Here is a 15,825-nt window from a genome sequence, read left to right as displayed (position 1 = left end):
TTGACAAGTGACAGTTGACAGTTCTTTTTCTTTGTTATCTGTCCACTGTCATCTGTCACCTGTCCACTTATTAAGCGTCAATATTTGCGTATGTAGCATTTTCTTCGATGAACTCGCGGCGCGGACCTACGTCTTCACCCATCAACATGGAGAAGATCTGGTCAGCTTCTGCTGCGCTGTCGATCGTGATCTGCTTTAATGTACGGTTATCAGGATTCATGGTCGTATCCCACAGCTGGTGGTCGTTCATTTCTCCCAAACCTTTGTATCGTTGCGTGTGAATCTGGTTTTCATTACCTCCACCGAATCTGTCGATGAATGCCTGACGTTGTTGTTCTGTCCAGCAATATTCTTCCACTTTACCTTTCTTACAGAGGTAGAGAGGAGGGGTTGCCAGATAAACATATCCGTTTTCGATCAGGGCACGCATTCTGCGGAAGAAGAAAGTAAGAATCAAAGTGGCAATGTGGCTTCCGTCCACGTCGGCATCGGTCATGATGATCACCTTATGGTAGCGGAGCTTGCTCAGGTTCAATTCCTTCGGATCTTCTTCTGTACCGATAGTAACACCCATAGCACGGAAGATGTTCTGAATTTCTTCACTTTCGAATACTTTATGGTCCATTGCTTTCTCCACGTTCAGGATCTTACCGCGGAGCGGCAGGATTGCCTGGAACACACGGTCACGGCCCTGTTTAGCCGTACCGCCTGCAGAGTCCCCTTCGACCAGGAACAACTCGCAGATAGAAGCGTCTTTCGATGAACAGTCGGCCAGCTTGCCGGGAAGTCCTCCACCGGTCATCGGCGATTTACGCTGAACCAGTTCGCGTGCTTTACGGGCAGCCTGACGTGCCTGGGCAGCCAGGACAACTTTTTCAACGATAATCTTCGCCTCTTTCGGATGCTCTTCCAGATAATAGGAGAGGGCTTCACCGATTGCCTGGTCTACAGCACCCGTCACTTCGCTGTTACCCAGCTTCGTCTTGGTCTGTCCTTCAAACTGCGGCTCGGCAACCTTGATAGAGATAACGGCTGTCAGACCTTCACGGAAGTCATCGCCCTGGATCTCTACTTTGGCCTTTTCCAGTAGTTTGGAATCTTCTGCATATTTTTTCAGTGTACGTGTCAGACCACGGCGGAAACCAGCCAGGTGCGTACCTCCTTCAATTGTGTTGATGTCATTTACATACGAGAACACGCTTTCGTTGAAAGATGTGTTGTATGTCATTGCAACTTCTACAGGAATACCCTGTTTTTCCGTTACGATATGGATCACATCGGGGATCAGGGATTCTTTGGAACGGTCTACGTAGCGAACGAACTCCTTCAGACCTTCTTCCGAATGGAATAGATCCGATTTGTAAGTTCCGTCTTCTTTCTGAACGCGTTTGTCTGTTAATGTCAGATTGATACCTGCATTCAGGAATGCCAGTTCACGTAAACGTGTTGCCAGTATTTCGTATTTATATTCCGTTACAGTAAAAATGGTTGCATCCGGCTTGAAAGAGATGGTTGTTCCGGTAGTAGTGGCCTCGCCGATCACTTCCACGCCATGGAGCGGTTTACCACAGGAATAATCCTGCATGTACAGTTTCCCGCCTTTGCGAACTTCAGCTTTCAGGTAAGTGGAAAGGGCGTTCACACAAGATACGCCGACTCCGTGTAATCCTCCGGATACTTTGTAGGTCCCTTTGTCGAATTTTCCTCCGGCATGTAAGATTGTTAAAACTACTTCCAGAGCTGATTTACCTTCTTTCTCATGAAAATCTACAGGGATACCACGACCATCGTCCGATACTGTGATCGAATTGTCTTCGTTAATTACCACATCGATCTGGGAACAAAATCCGGCTAACGCTTCATCGATCGAGTTGTCAACAACTTCGTATACGAGATGATGGAGACCTTTTTCACTGGTGTCGCCAATGTACATGGACGGCCTTTTACGTACTGCTTCTAACCCTTCAAGTACCTGAATACTGTCCGCAGAGTATTCTCCGGAAGTATTCTTCATTTCTTCACTCATGAGTTTCTATCCTTTAAAATCACTAAATTTCTATATATCTAAAAATGCTAACAAATGTAGTGAAAATAATCGACTTAGAAGGTAAAAGTGATGTGAAAATAGCAAAAAATACGGCTGGTGGGAGTATAAACGAAAAGAGGTCGGATTATCACTAATCCGACCTCTTGTAAAGTAGCCCATAGGGGAATCGAACCCCTCTTTCAAGAATGAAAATCTTGCGTCCTAACCGATAGACGAATGGGCCATCTGGGTTAAAAAAGCCGGGCTGTTGAGTCCGGCTTATACTATATATAGTATAACCTATTCCTTAAGCAAGTTTGTTGACGTGCTTTGTCAGTTTGGATTTCAGGTTGCCAGCTTTATTCTTATGAATAACGTTTTTCTTAGCAAGCTTATCCAGCATAGAGCACACCTTAGGTAACAGAACCTGAGCTTCATTCTTGTCTTCAGTTGCACGCAGTACACGCATTGCATTTCTTGCAGTTTTTGCATGATATCTGTTGCGCAGACGTTTTGTGTTTGTCTGTCTGATTCTTTTGATTGATGACTTGTGATTTGCCATTTCTTAGCTATTCTTTATTGAATTTTTAATCTTGTTTATTGTAGCCCATAGGGGAATCGAACCCCTCTTTCAAGAATGAAAATCTTGCGTCCTAACCGATAGACGAATGGGCCATCATGTCAAAGTTCTCACTTTCAGCGCTCTGGGATTGTTGATTTCCCGATTGCGAGTGCAAAGATAGATGTTCTCTCTGAACTACCAAAACATTTCATGGGAAAATTTAATAGTATTTCTCGTTTTAACTTCTATTTAGAACTTATATCCTGCAAATGTATTTCTAAAGCCTTGACGGAAATGTTTATTTCCCAGATACATACGCATAGCGAAGCTGCCAGGAGCAGCAGGGCGATACCGAATATCCAGGCGGCGATGATTTGCCATGAAATATAGATGAAGAACATGGAAATCACGCAAAGCAACAGGCTGAGTATACCGAGTATCTGCATCGAGCGGGTCAGGTAAAGCCGTTTGCGGAGGTTGGCGATCTGGGCAATATCTTTCGGATCGTGTGTCTGCTGGTGCTTTTCCTTTAACGCGCGGACTACGCTGGCGTATGAAAGAAAACGGTTGGTGTAGGCCAATAGTATCAATGATATGGCTGAAAACAAAAGCGACGGGGTAGTAAGATCTAACATAACTCAAATGTATTTATACTATTATAACCTGCAAATATCGTAAATAGTTTGTTGTTTTGTATCTTTGTCTGCCATAAAGCGGTGAAGATATGTTATGTAAAACACGCGGGATTGTCCTGCATGCTATTCCATATAACGATAAGTACTCTATTATATATATGTATACGGAGGCGTTCGGACGCGCTTCTTATCTGGTTGCACGCAGCCGGGGAAAGAAGTCGACCGTATCCAGGGCCTTGTTCATGCCTCTGTCGGTGTTGGAAATGGAAGTGGAGCATCTGAATAAGCGCGACCTGCACCGGATACGTGAAACGAAACTGTGTTATCCGCTCACCGAAGTGTTCTGCAATCCGGTGAAGAATGTACTGGCACTGTTTCTGGCGGAGGTGTTGCTGCGAGTGGTGAAGGATACTGAACCGGACCAGCGGCTTTTCGATTATCTGTATGAATCGATCCGTTTGCTGGAATATGCCGATAAAGGGGTGGCAAATTTTCATCTGGTATTCCTGCTGCGTCTGCTTCATTACCTGGGTATCTATCCGAATGCCGATTCTTATTCGGCCGGTTGCTATTTTGATATGCAGAACGGGGTCTTTGTGGACCGTGTCCCTATGCACCGGCATTACCTGACCCGTGAAGAGAGCCTCTTTTTTGCCCGGTTACTGAAAATTAGCTTTGAAAATATGTCATTATATTCATTTTCCCGGCAGGACAGGGTAGGGGTTATCAATCGTATTGTTGAATATTATCGGTTGCATTTGCCGGAATTTCCCGAAATAAAATCACTTTCGGTGATGCAAAGTCTTTTTGATTGATCAGATTACCGGCTGAATACTTGCCAGTTTGCGGAAAAGATTATACTTTTGCCGCACCTTATACAAAAGTTGGTCTTGTAGTTCAATGGATAGAATAGAAGTTTCCTAAACTTTAGATCCGGGTTCGATTCCCGGCGAGACTACCAGGTTAAAATATTGAAGGACTGTATCTAAGCCTCTGCTTCAGATACGGTCCTTCTTCTTAATCGGGAATATCCCTTTTATAATATTCTATTTCTTATTGTAGATTCAGACGTTGTCCGGATAGTAGTTCCCTGACGGTGAATGTACCTGTATAGGAACTTGTTGTCAGTGAAACTGTGTCGGATAATTTGCATCCGGATTTGACGGAAATATTGTAATTGCTGGCATTATTGGTCCTGAATGAATCGAGTATACTTCTGTCGGACGATGAGATCGTATAGTTCGGTATTGTATATGTCCTTCCGTTTATAATAACACGTATCTCTCCCGATGTTGAAGTGTTTTTATTCACCAGATTTTCGACATTTATGGTCGCATTACTGAACCCCGATGCACTGACCGTTACCTGCTCGCCGCTATCATCCTGCGTAGAAGTGAAAGCTACGGTTTGTTCTCCGGTAGGAGCCTGGTTATAGGTGTAACTGTAACCGCCATTCACGGCTGTCCATCCGGCTTGCGACGTCGTTAGCTTTGTTGTGGCGACGAAGACGGTAAGCGGATATTCCAGTGGATAATCAGCATATCCGGGAATAGTAAACCTGAGTGTCGCAGTATTTCCTTTACCGTAAACGATCATGTTATTGTTATTGACAGATACATTTTCAAACTGGCGTGATACCAGATTGATCTCTGCCGTCTTAAAATAGTCGTTCTCTATGGTGACAGTCTCATTGCTGTTATCCAGGCTTGTTTTGAAATTAAGTGTTTTGGCACCCGGACTTTCTGCCCAGTATACATATTTATATACTCCGTTGGTGAAGTTGATCTGTAGATCTTTATTCGGATCGGTCGGATATAAATATTGAGTTGTGATCTCACACTTCAGCGGATAGAGGTAATTAGGTATTCCATCCGGTATCCGGAAAGATAATGTGATATCCTGGTCCTTGCCTGTGTATAACTCCGGAGTGAAAGCTGCCGGGCTGAAACTGTACAACGTACTCGATGTGACTGTGATCGTACGGGAGAGCTTGCCTGCTTTCACCGAGATTGTAGCTTCATTCTGTCCGGCATATACCCGGGCAATACGTGCTGTTATATTTCCATTCCCGTCGTACGACAGGCCGCTGATGATGTTGCCTCTGTCTTCCTGGATAGATACGCTGATCTCTTTGTCGTTCGGAACTTCATTTTCCGTATAATGGGCGGTCACGTTCAAGGTACCTCCCTGCGTGTACAGGAAGTTCAGGTTGCTGACGGTAAGCCGGTTGTTATCGCTGTCGGAGATGGAGGGTGAATCTTTGAATATATCGGCATAGATATTGTTGGATACCTCTGCCTTCTTGGCATCCTCAAAAGAATTACTACCCTTTGCGTCTTCGCTGAAAGATTTGATGATCACTTTGTACTGAAAGTTCCTGACGATTGTATAAGGTCTTTTATTGTTGTCAAGGAATTGTATCTTATAATATAATTCCGAGCCGTCTTTCAGGCGTCCCTTGATAATAAGGAAAGACTGATTTTCGTAATAGTTCGGATTTTCGAACATATACTTATCTTCCAGATTACAATCGGTATCGCTTTGGTCTGTTCTTGACAGGGTTCCCAGAGGTAAAGTTGTGATATCATCCTGGATGGCGAACGGGTTCGGTTCCATATTCGGAATGAAAGGAGCTACTGTTCCTGTTGAAACTATATTCGCCAGGGCGTAGCCGGTGACAGTGAAATTGTCTGTTTCATTCTGAACCGTCACCTTTGCCTGGTTACGGAACAGGGTTACGCTCAAGGGCGAGGTCAGGGAAGAAACTTCACTTCTTCCCCAGAAAACCATCTTGCTGCCGTATAAAGCAGGCATAAGTTCTTTTTCATCTTTTTCAACGAAAGCCTTGTCGTCGAATGAAGACCAGTTGTCGTAATTGGCAACTACATGGACGATCCTGGTTTCTTCGGATACTTCCGCTTTGAAAGAGCCGTTGCCGACGCCATTCGTCTCCTGGCTGTCGAGGTCGGTCGCATGGACACGTCCGATGAAGAGTCCGTTCATGTCGAAGGTCAGCAACCATACGTCCGAAAGATTATTTTCGAAAGAGGCAGCACGTGTGGCAATCCTGTATTCCGGGATATTCACGGAAATCTTCAAGGTCGCTTTACCGGGAATACCGGGCTTCTCCACTTCGTATTCGTCCTGGCAGGCGAATAAAGCGAATGAAGCAATTAAATATATGATAACATTTTTCATAACTTTCATCTTTTACTATTTAACATCTCTCACGCAACGTACGGAAGAACGTAGCGGATTGAAACCGTTACCGCCTCCGACCCTGGGGTCCATAAATTGTACGGTACTACTGGCTCTGGCACTCCAGTACCAGCTTCCTTCCAGAATCTTTTTTACTTCGGCAGCCTTGATGTTCTGGAGTACGTCGATCAGATATACTTCTGCCAGTGTAGGCATACGCCAGTCCGAATAAGTCTCACCGGTCGTTTCATCTCTTTCAACATAGGTAGAGCATTTATTTCTGGAATTCAGATAACTGTCCGATGTCGTTACTCCGAACTGTGAAGCCAGCATCACGCGGGGAGAGATACGCCGGTTATTTTCCTCCGTATCGATCGTCTCGTTGTTTGCATCTCTCAGCGGGTAACCCAGAACTGCATTATTCCTGATGTATTCGGCATACGATCGTCCCAGTGCAGGATTGGCGGCATAATGTGTATATCCGCTACCGAAATCTTCATCGAATTCATCCGGATCGGGCAACGAGGAGAAGTCGGCAACAAAAGAACCGATCACGTACATCTTTTTATTATTCTGTCCCTGGCTGCCGCCTGGTGTTTCCGCTGAGATATCGGAACTAAGGTACAAGGCCGGATACTGTGTAACCGTGACCTTCTGTGTAAAACCGATTCCGTTCTTTACTGTGAATTCGATCTCTTTCGCAACAAAGTTTCCGGGAAGCGTACTGTTTATTACAATGTCTCCTGACTTAACTCCTTGCGAACAGGTTATATCGACTCCGTTAGCCCCGTTTGTGACAGTTGTTCCGTTGACAGTGATATCCGTTATTTCGACGTCCGGGGTGGATGACTGGAATGTCGTTGTATAACTCGTACGGTTCGGTAACGTGATCGTTGTCTGTTCCACGTAGAGAAAGTTGAATCCTTCTACCGAAACCAATACCTCTTTCGTTGTCCAGTCTTTGATCGTATAGTTGGCACTGATCTCTTTGGCAGATTCCGGTGTTTCAGACCCTGGTTTGTCTACCAGGATCGTGATATCGTATAAATGGTTACGTTCCAGTTTATAGATAGCGTCCCGTTCGGCTTCCTGTTCTTCGGACGGATTAGCCGTATCATCGGACGGTAACCGGAAATTGACAGGCACCTTATAGTAATTCTGCGTATATTCTTTTCCATCCGGACCGGTTATCGGAATATTCATGATCAGATATGTTTCGTTCTGTTGATCCTGGCTCCAATCGTTCGGATATGAATAGACGACCGTCTTGTCCGAGCCTGCACCGGAGGCGATATCCGTAAAACCAGCCATGCTCTGTAGCTGCGGGGTAGCCGGTGTTGCTGTTTCGAGTACGGATGCATTGGTTGCATACCGGTACAGCTTTTTGCTGATATTTTCGCTTTTCAAAGCTGAAAAACTATTTGTATAAGCTGTTGACACCCGTATTTTAGCAGCAGCCCTTTTCAATAGCACAGTAATTTCTTTGTTCATTATCACACCATCGTTCAGGATCTGGGCGGACGTGCCATCCATCAAAAAGCTATCCTGTATTTTATCGGGGTCCAGGGTTGAAACGGCTTGTGCTTTCAGTTCGGAAAGGGTAAGACCATTCGCCGGAACAGTTTGTGAATAGTTTGCTACAACATATGTATTATATGTCTTATCCCGGTTGAACTGTTCTTGCTTGGCGTTCAGAGTCACTGTGTATTCTCCGCTTACCGCTTTTCCGGAGGCTAAGTTTATATGTTGATAGAAAAAGCAGGCATCTTCTCCTTCCCCGTAAATGAACACATCCAGTGTCTTCACAAGGTTTTCATTCAGGTTGTCTTCACCGGTTTCCGTATCTGCTTTTGTGATGCCGGGTTGCGCCAATGATAACCGGATCGCTATTTTACCGGAATCGGCAAAAGGCTTATTCTCTAGCTCTTCCTGGCTACAGGAAGAAAGCAATAAAGTAAGCACCGATAAGCATAATATGATATAATTCTTATTTCGTTTCATAACCCTTTTCTCCTTTTATTTATATTCTGTTTGTGTGATCAGAATATCTGTATCATTGTCACCCGGGAATTTTCGTGATCCGTTACTCTGGAGCGGATTGATCTTGAGTTTTTCCCCTTCGACGGTGATATACAACCGTACTTCGCGTTGAGAACCTCCCCACGGCTTTGTTGCCCCGACTTTTATTTCGTAGATATTATCTCCTGCGATCCCTTTTGAAATGGCCAGTTTCCCGGCAGTCGATCCTTCTTTCCCGAAAGTAAATTCCAAACCGTTCGTTAATGTCGCTGTCCAGATAGCTCCTGCCGGACCTGTCAGGCGGAAGTTATAGCTGACATAGGACGTTTTATTTTGTGGCTCCCCATTCTGTACATAAGGATATTGTATGATCCCGTCAGTGGCACTCGTATTGTTTGCACTGAATTCATAATCTCCATCCTTTACCACGTGACCGATCTCTGAAACAGATTTGGTCCAGGGGAGAGTGATAGTTTTAAGCTCCAGTATATTGTCCGGATGATCGATGATCCCCATGACCGTATATACCGTATTCCGTTTCAGGCTGTATTTATTATCCGTCTGCCCGTTGTCGGTTATGTAACCTTTGTATTTATAAAGTTCTCCGTCTACTGTCACAGAAATACGTAAATAAGGTGTGATCAGCGAATCGGGCGCCCCCGGACCGGCTATGTTCTGATAACTGTAGAAAGAAGCCACCGCCTTATCCGGTGTGATAACGGAGAGGTCTTCGGGTACACGTTCCAGCGTATTATCGGAACTGATCGTCCGGCTCTCCTGTCTTTTTTCGACTGGCGAAACCATGACCTCATTTTGATATTTGCCGAGCGTATTGGTAACTTGATTGACCAGCTCGATTGAGTTCACGACTACTTCACTGTCCGTATACTTACTGTTTTTGAACATGTAAATGTCCAGTCGTGAAACCAGTCGTTCCATTGGCACGGTTACCTCTGTCAGAAAATCTTCTATGGGCGTTTCTTTCCTACCGACCATCAGGATATTAGTATCGCTGAAACCGTTCCGGTTCGAAATGGTCAGGTTTTCCAGTTCCTGTAAAGTCAGGTCACCTAATTCTTGTAAAGCGATTTCTCCTTTTGACGGAATTGAAAAGACCTTGTCCGGATCGTTATAATTCCCTATGGTATAGATAATCTTTGTCTGTGGTGAAACCTGGACCGATCGGATTAACTCATCCGTATATTGCGGAGTTATGACCGGAACCAGTTCGGTGTATTCACGACTGCCATCGGCTTTGTTGAATACATAGAGAGCCAGGCTTGAAAACTTACCGTCCCCCCCTTTGCTTAGGTTGTCTGCTGTTGCGCGAGTGGAGATAGTCATGTTCAGTCGTGCATCCATTTTCGCCGAGGTCTGATTCGTATCCTGGTCTTCAGTACAGGATGTAGCCAGCAGGGCGACAATGAAAACACCTATTGTCGCTATATATTTATTCTTGATTTTCATATCTTTATGGGGCTTATCCGAGGCCCGGTATTATCACCTCTTCATCCCAGGGTTTGACTGTGACCGAGGTCCCATTGAAACGGAAGCGGATCCCTACCGTCACTTCGTTGATCCCGTTGACCGTGATCCGGTTATCTTGCATGAAATCCTTTAGCTTCAATGTATATATTGTTTTATTAGTCTCTTTTCTTATCAGATTGATATAGATGCCGTTATCGTCGTTGAATCGCAAAACATTGAACTTTGTGTCGAAAGCGGGTGAATTTTCCTCTTTACGGGCAACCGGCCTGTACGAAACATTCTCCGAAGAGAATGTTTTCGCAAAGTCTACTGTCGGGCTCAGATTACCGATCTCGATGTCGATCGGTGATGTGGCATCTGCCAGAGCAGCCTCTTCCAGTCCAACCAGTTCAATATACATTTTTATGTGCGAGCTGCTGAAATAAACGGTATCTTCACTTGAGTTATCCTGAAATATTTCAATGTCCCTGCTTCCAATGTACAGGCTGTCATTAGTGGTGATCAATTCTTTTGTAAAATAGTGAGGGGCTGCAACCAAAGCAGTGTTTAAAGTTGAAGCCTGGTCGATCCGGGTGTCGTTCCGGGAATTTCCCCAACAAATGATCCGGTATTTGCCTGCCGGAAGATTGAGGGGAGTTCCCTGAACGCGTCTTAAATCGCCCTGATCCAGTCCGATCGTTTGTACTAGTGCTCCGTTTTCGCCATATACATACAGATCCACTTTTTCTATTTTTTCAGGGAATATATCCTTTGTCCCATCTCCGAAGTATCTGAAGACCAGGTTGGTGTCGCAACTAGCCAAATCTTCTTTGATACAACCGGTCATCAGGACAACCCATAATATGATGCTGAAATATATAATTCGTTTCATTTGTTCTGTATGTTGAAATTATTTTGAAATTGGAAATTACTGATCCAGGTCGAATCCCGGAGTGATCGTTTCTTCTGCCCAAGGAGCAATCGTTACATGAACCAATACGTTAAACTGAATATTTTCCAGGTCATTATCGAGCATCGGTATCAGTTCGACCTCCATATTATAGATCGTACCCGGTTTGAAGTCGGCAGCCGTCATTTCAACATCCGGTGCTTTGAAATACTTCACGATGTTGGCGAAGCGTGCCTTGTTGGCCAGCGATGGGTTGAATGCTGTCGTATTGGTGGACTGCATGCCTACTACATTGATATTTGTCAGGTCGAGATGTATTGTCGGTACCACTGATCCCGGGAAGAAGTTAAATGCATAGCTCTTTCCTGTCGCAGGAACCATATTTATTGTTTGATAAGCTCCTCCTGAATAGTTGTTGTAGCTGGCATATGCTGCGGCATCGTTGGGAGTAGGCTGATTGAACAGCCATTTGCCTTCCACGATATTGTTCACGGCTGAAGCATTGCTGTACAGGTCTTCTACATTTGTCGAATCATGATAGGTGTTGAAGAATTTATTCAGGTAGATACCTTTCAGGTCTGCAGTAAAGTCTGTCCAGGTGACTTTGGCTTCTTCTGTTTTTCCTCCGACAAGACGTGTGAATGTAAATTCTTTTTTGTCAGTGAAATAGATCCTGTTAATCTGTATACGGGCAAGGATCGGTTTAATGGTCACATTGGCCGTATAGGTCTGTCCGGAAGTCGGGTCCGGTTCGACCGGTTCGGCGACGATCGGTGTCAGGTCTTCATCGACGCCGGAATACAATACGCCTGATCCCTGCTGCTGGTCGAGTGTCGTTGTTACCTGGTTATCTACCACCGCACTACCCGGGTTGCCATAGATATATACTTTGGAAACGGTTTGAGGTACATTGATGAATTTTAAACCAGATCCTTCTCCTGTGCCGGTCAGTTTGCTCCAATCGGAATCGGCTGCAACATCTTTATTTACTGTCTTTGATACAACGACACTGTTGCTGGCATCTGTCAGATTGATAAGTACGCTGTTGACATTTATAGTATCTTTAGTCAGGAAATTCCCGGCTTCTGAGGCTCTTGTCTGGATTCCCGGCATTCCTGCCAATGATACGGAAATGGATTTAGGACCACCCGCATCGGGAACCGGGGATTCATCGTCATTGCTACATGCAAATAAAGTGGCTACAGCAAATAAAGCTGTAAATAAATTTCTGAAATTCATAACTCTCTGTTATTAATGATTAATACTCTGTGTGGAAGTCTTTCCCTCCTGTCTGTCATTAGTGGTTTCTTATGCGTTTATGAGGCATAAGAGTGGCTGTACATATAAAAATATATGTAAAATGTTTCTTAATTTGTAATACTCTTTTTTTGTTTATTTGAGGATATAGATGAGGCTCAGACCAGCTTTGGTGGGACCGAAATAATTCCTGTGGCCGTCTTTTATTTTACTACCACATTGGCCGCAGGGATATTTATCGTAATCCAGATAAGCATAACCAACTCCGATCGTCGCCTCTATGCTAAGGCGCTTATTGAGTATCCAATGATAACCATAGGAAACACCGGCTCCGTAGAGGTTGCCCTGATAACGGTGGTCTTTGAGTCCTAGCATCTTGATGCCGCCAACGTTGTACTCGGCATAATGTGCATGGAGTCCGAAGAAATGTCCGTTGAATCGTTCGCAGGTCCAGTAACGTAGTTCGGGTTGAACCAGCCAGTGTTTGAGTTTCTTGCTGTCGGAAAATGTCCATGGATTATAATTCCCCGACAGGTCGAGTGTAAATTTATCGGATAGCCCTATTTCAAACCCCAGGTTCGGGGTTGTCGTTGCCCAATATAATGCATTTGTTTTGATTGCATAAGCCGGTAAATGGTTTCTATTATCTTTTACTTGTGCTGCTATGCCACTGACAAATGCATAAATAATGCATATTATCAATATTCCTCTTCTCATCGTACTTTTACTCACAAATTGTTAAACATCCAAGAAGAACCTCCCTTATTGTTTCAGACGCCTTACGCCCTGATTTTTACCCTATGAGACTCTTGCTCTCTTTATGAATGAAACAACTATAATTCAGATAAGTTTTAGAAAGTATGTAGAATAAGAAATTTTGGCATAATATTTACTTTTGATGATACAATTTAAGGTTAAAAGGGTTCGAAAGTAACATCATAATCATCCAATACGCCGGATAATTCGTATGAACTTATGTACATATCTCCAAAATAAGAGGAAGTTCCATCGCTATAATCTATGAATATGGAATAGGGATACTCGTCATCCCAATACCATCTGAACGTATAAGTGGATTCTTCAAAGCCTTCTGGAAAGAAATTGTCATAGTATACAATTATTTCTTTTCCTCTGCCATCGGAAGAGAATATTATCTTTTGGTCACAGTCAAATCCTTCATAATCGATGTATTGGCGAAACCATCCGGAGCCATTGCACAATAAATCTTTCGGATCATCAACAGGGTCGAACGGTTTATCTTGGCAACTGTTGAATCCGCAAAGGATGGTAAGTGATAAAATAAGACTAAATATGCTTTTCTTTTTCATAACGATTCTCTTTTGTGAAGATACAAAGATAGTTTATGTTTTAATAAAATTAAAATGTAGGCAGATCAGTATAATATATGATAGGATAAATATGTCAAATTTAGAAATAATTGAACCCAAATAACAGGTTCTGTAGGGGCGGGGTTTGCCCGCCCTTTGCGACGATAATATAACAACCGGTGAAGATGGGCGGGCAGACCCCGCCCCTACGTTCACATCTGGTAAGTTTTGAACCTTACAACCTTTATTCCGGCAACTCATTTTCCACCGATTCGCTCCATTCCCCATTGTTTCCAATGATCAGATTGAAGGTGTTTTCCGAGTCATCGGGTTTGGGTGGTGTATATAGAATGCCGGTATAACGGATTACTTTATTAGCGATGGGTAGAATATCAGTCACTGTCCTACAACGCATAACCTGTCCGTCTATGTCGGTTGAGGTAAGTGTGGCAGATATTCTTTTGCTGCCGGATGCTACGAATGTGTAGAAAGAATGAGTCTTTCCGCTTTGTCCTTTATCATTTGGTTTAAATAAATAAGTGAAACTTTGTTCTTCGGAGGAAGCGAGTCCTTCTTTGGTCAGTATATTCAGCTTGGCCGGATAATTTTTTACCGAAATATCGAATTGTTTTATTACATCCGGTACAGGATCAATAGCCTTAAACTCTATCCTGCTTACAATCCGCTCCAGGTCAATATCCATATTCGTTTCTTCTGTCTTTTCCACATTGAAGACTTTTGTGCCATAGAAAGTATCGGATAGCTTGTCGAACGAAAACGTATTTTTCACAAATAAAGACTTCTTCGATTGATGAGCTAAAAAGTAGACCTGATAGTTACCGGCAGGCAATGTGTCATATACAATACTGAAATCATTATCGGTCTCTACATTATATATATGGTGTTTTACCGGTTCCTCCAGGTCATTTTTATCATAAACCAAATATTCGATTGTCGAGCAGAAGTCCTTTAGTTCTTTATCCGGGTTTTCTTTATCCGGGACTGTCGGTTCAGGGAACACGTTGGGCGGCATACTGCGGGTAGAAGGGAACGGAAGTACCTCTTTTTGAAGTTGAATACTGAATTGTACGGGAAATAAATTCTTTACAATTTCAACCTCGTCCGAAGCCGGATCATTACAACCTGCGAGCCAAAACAGGCAGGCAACTGCACATAATTCTTTCTTTTTCATAGCAAAGGAGTTATTAATGATAAAATCTACACAAAGGAAATACTAATTTCGGAATTTAAAAAATATTAAGGAGAGAACTTGCCGGTTATGAGCAGAACTTTTTCTAGATTTGTAGAAAACAGACTCAATGTAATAACCTTAAAATTAAAAAGAAAATGGCACGTCCAGTAACTTTATGTACCCTTCAATGGGGAGATTTACCCCTTGAAACAGTTTGTGAAAAAGCGAAAGCGTTCGGATATGACGGATTGGAACTGGGATTACCCAACCATCTGGATGTTCGTCGTACGGATCAGGCCTATTACGACGGCATAAAAGAACTGCTGGGTAAATATGACCTGAAACTTTATTGTATATCGATCCATCTGATCAGCCAGGCTGTCTGCGATAATATCGACCGGCGGCATAAAGCAGTTCTGCCCGATTGTATCTGGGGAGATGGAGAACCTGAAGGCGTACGCCGGCGTGCAGCCGAATATATGGTACAAACGGCTCATGCCGCTAAAGCATTAGGCATTGATGTGGTTGCCGGATTTACAGGTAGTCCTATCTGGCACTGGCTTTACTCTTTTCCTCCTGTTACGGATCAGATGATTGAAGACGGCTATGCCGATTTTGCCCGTCGTTTCATACCAATTATGGACGAGTATCAGAAATTGGGTATCCGTTATGGTCTGGAAGTTCATCCGACGGAAATTGCTTTCGATACGTATTCTGCCCGTAAGGCGCTCGAAGCATTGAACAACCATCCGGCCTTCGGTTTCAATTACGACCCGAGCCATATGGGTTATCAGGGCGTCGATTATGTCGATTTTATTTATCAGTTCTCCGACCGTATCTTCCATGTACATATGAAAGATGTTTATTGGAGTGATACCCCGAAACAGATCGGGGTGTTCGGAGGTCATTCCACTTTTGGCGATTCCCGCCGTTATTGGAATTTCCGCAGTATGGGACGCGGCCGGATCGGTTTCGAAGAGATTATCCGTGCTCTGAACGATATCGGTTATCAGGGACCGCTGTCGGTTGAATGGGAAGACAGTGCGATGGACCGCGAACATGGTGCGCGTGAATCCTGTGCCTTTGTTAAACAAGTGGATTTCCAGCCTTCGGGACATGCCTTCGATGCATTCTTCGATAAGAAATAAAAAGGTAACTGACTATTAAACTATGCCGTAGCTGGAGTAGTGACACTACTATGGCAGACCATTGCCATTACGATGACAAGGTA

Annotated in this window: 13 protein-coding genes and 3 tRNA genes; 3 read left to right on the top strand and 13 right to left on the bottom strand. The window is 43.9% G+C overall.

Annotated features, from left to right (window positions below; translation table 11 throughout):
- Positions 1–70: 70 nt before the first annotated feature.
- The 5 genes from gyrB to DWX23_RS05020 form a co-directional block, all read right to left on the bottom strand.
- On the bottom strand, positions 71–2,026 hold the full coding sequence (gene gyrB, locus DWX23_RS05040) for a DNA topoisomerase (ATP-hydrolyzing) subunit B (protein WP_122373660.1): 1,956 nt from the start codon (positions 2,024–2,026) through the stop codon (positions 71–73).
- Positions 2,027–2,198: 172 nt separating this feature from the next.
- A tRNA-Glu gene (locus DWX23_RS05035) sits at positions 2,199–2,270 on the bottom strand.
- A 63-nt stretch (positions 2,271–2,333) separates the two neighbouring features.
- Positions 2,334–2,588, bottom strand: a complete 255-nt coding sequence (rpsT, locus tag DWX23_RS05030) for a 30S ribosomal protein S20 (RefSeq protein ID WP_122356461.1) — start codon at positions 2,586–2,588, stop codon at positions 2,334–2,336.
- 41 nt (positions 2,589–2,629) lie between these two features.
- Positions 2,630–2,701 (bottom strand) — tRNA-Glu (locus DWX23_RS05025).
- Between the two features lie 132 nt (positions 2,702–2,833).
- On the bottom strand, positions 2,834–3,223 hold the full coding sequence (locus DWX23_RS05020) for a DUF2721 domain-containing protein (protein WP_122356459.1): 390 nt from the start codon (positions 3,221–3,223) through the stop codon (positions 2,834–2,836).
- An 89-nt stretch (positions 3,224–3,312) separates the two neighbouring features.
- On the opposite strand from DWX23_RS05020, the gene recO reads away from it, so the two are divergent.
- Entirely contained in the window at positions 3,313–4,038 is a 726-nt protein-coding gene (gene recO / locus DWX23_RS05015) for a DNA repair protein RecO (protein WP_122373659.1), read from the top strand.
- 71 nt (positions 4,039–4,109) lie between these two features.
- Positions 4,110–4,184: transfer RNA gene (locus DWX23_RS05010), tRNA-Arg, on the top strand.
- Positions 4,185–4,276: 92 nt separating this feature from the next.
- Here the strand turns inward: DWX23_RS05010 and DWX23_RS05005 are convergent.
- From DWX23_RS05005 to DWX23_RS04970, 8 genes are all read right to left on the bottom strand, one after another.
- Positions 4,277–6,421 (bottom strand): hypothetical protein, encoded by a 2,145-nt coding sequence (locus tag DWX23_RS05005; RefSeq protein WP_122373925.1) that lies wholly within the window; start codon positions 6,419–6,421, stop codon positions 4,277–4,279.
- A gap of 15 nt (positions 6,422–6,436) precedes the next feature.
- A complete protein-coding gene (locus DWX23_RS05000) occupies positions 6,437–8,422 on the bottom strand; it encodes a fimbrial protein (RefSeq protein ID WP_122373658.1) in 1,986 nt (661 codons plus the stop codon).
- 15 nt (positions 8,423–8,437) lie between these two features.
- Complete coding sequence (locus tag DWX23_RS04995) at positions 8,438–9,907, bottom strand: DUF4906 domain-containing protein (RefSeq protein ID WP_122373657.1); 1,470 nt, start codon at positions 9,905–9,907, stop codon at positions 8,438–8,440.
- A gap of 13 nt (positions 9,908–9,920) precedes the next feature.
- The gene (locus DWX23_RS04990) at positions 9,921–10,799 is read right to left on the bottom strand and encodes a FimB/Mfa2 family fimbrial subunit (protein ID WP_199673225.1); all 879 of its coding nucleotides are present in this window, start codon (positions 10,797–10,799) and stop codon (positions 9,921–9,923) included.
- A 36-nt stretch (positions 10,800–10,835) separates the two neighbouring features.
- Positions 10,836–12,056: a hypothetical protein gene (locus tag DWX23_RS04985; protein ID WP_122373656.1), complete on the bottom strand. Its 1,221-nt coding sequence runs from the start codon at positions 12,054–12,056 to the stop codon at positions 10,836–10,838.
- Positions 12,057–12,209: 153 nt separating this feature from the next.
- Positions 12,210–12,791, bottom strand: coding sequence for a DUF3575 domain-containing protein (locus tag DWX23_RS04980; RefSeq protein WP_122373655.1), 582 nt, complete (start codon positions 12,789–12,791; stop codon positions 12,210–12,212).
- A 197-nt stretch (positions 12,792–12,988) separates the two neighbouring features.
- Positions 12,989–13,402: a hypothetical protein gene (locus DWX23_RS04975; protein ID WP_122373654.1), complete on the bottom strand. Its 414-nt coding sequence runs from the start codon at positions 13,400–13,402 to the stop codon at positions 12,989–12,991.
- A 244-nt stretch (positions 13,403–13,646) separates the two neighbouring features.
- Entirely contained in the window at positions 13,647–14,594 is a 948-nt protein-coding gene (locus DWX23_RS04970; RefSeq protein WP_122373653.1) for a FimB/Mfa2 family fimbrial subunit, read from the bottom strand.
- A gap of 155 nt (positions 14,595–14,749) precedes the next feature.
- Between DWX23_RS04970 and DWX23_RS04965 the strand changes: the two genes are divergently transcribed.
- The gene (locus DWX23_RS04965) at positions 14,750–15,742 is read left to right on the top strand and encodes a sugar phosphate isomerase/epimerase (RefSeq protein ID WP_122373652.1); all 993 of its coding nucleotides are present in this window, start codon (positions 14,750–14,752) and stop codon (positions 15,740–15,742) included.
- Positions 15,743–15,825 lie beyond the last annotated feature (83 nt).

The sequence above is a fragment of the Parabacteroides sp. AF18-52 genome, assembly GCF_003479145.1.
In the GTDB taxonomy this organism is placed as follows: Bacteria; Bacteroidota; Bacteroidia; order Bacteroidales; family Tannerellaceae; genus Parabacteroides; species Parabacteroides faecis.
This window is presented reverse-complemented; position numbering and strand designations above follow the sequence as displayed.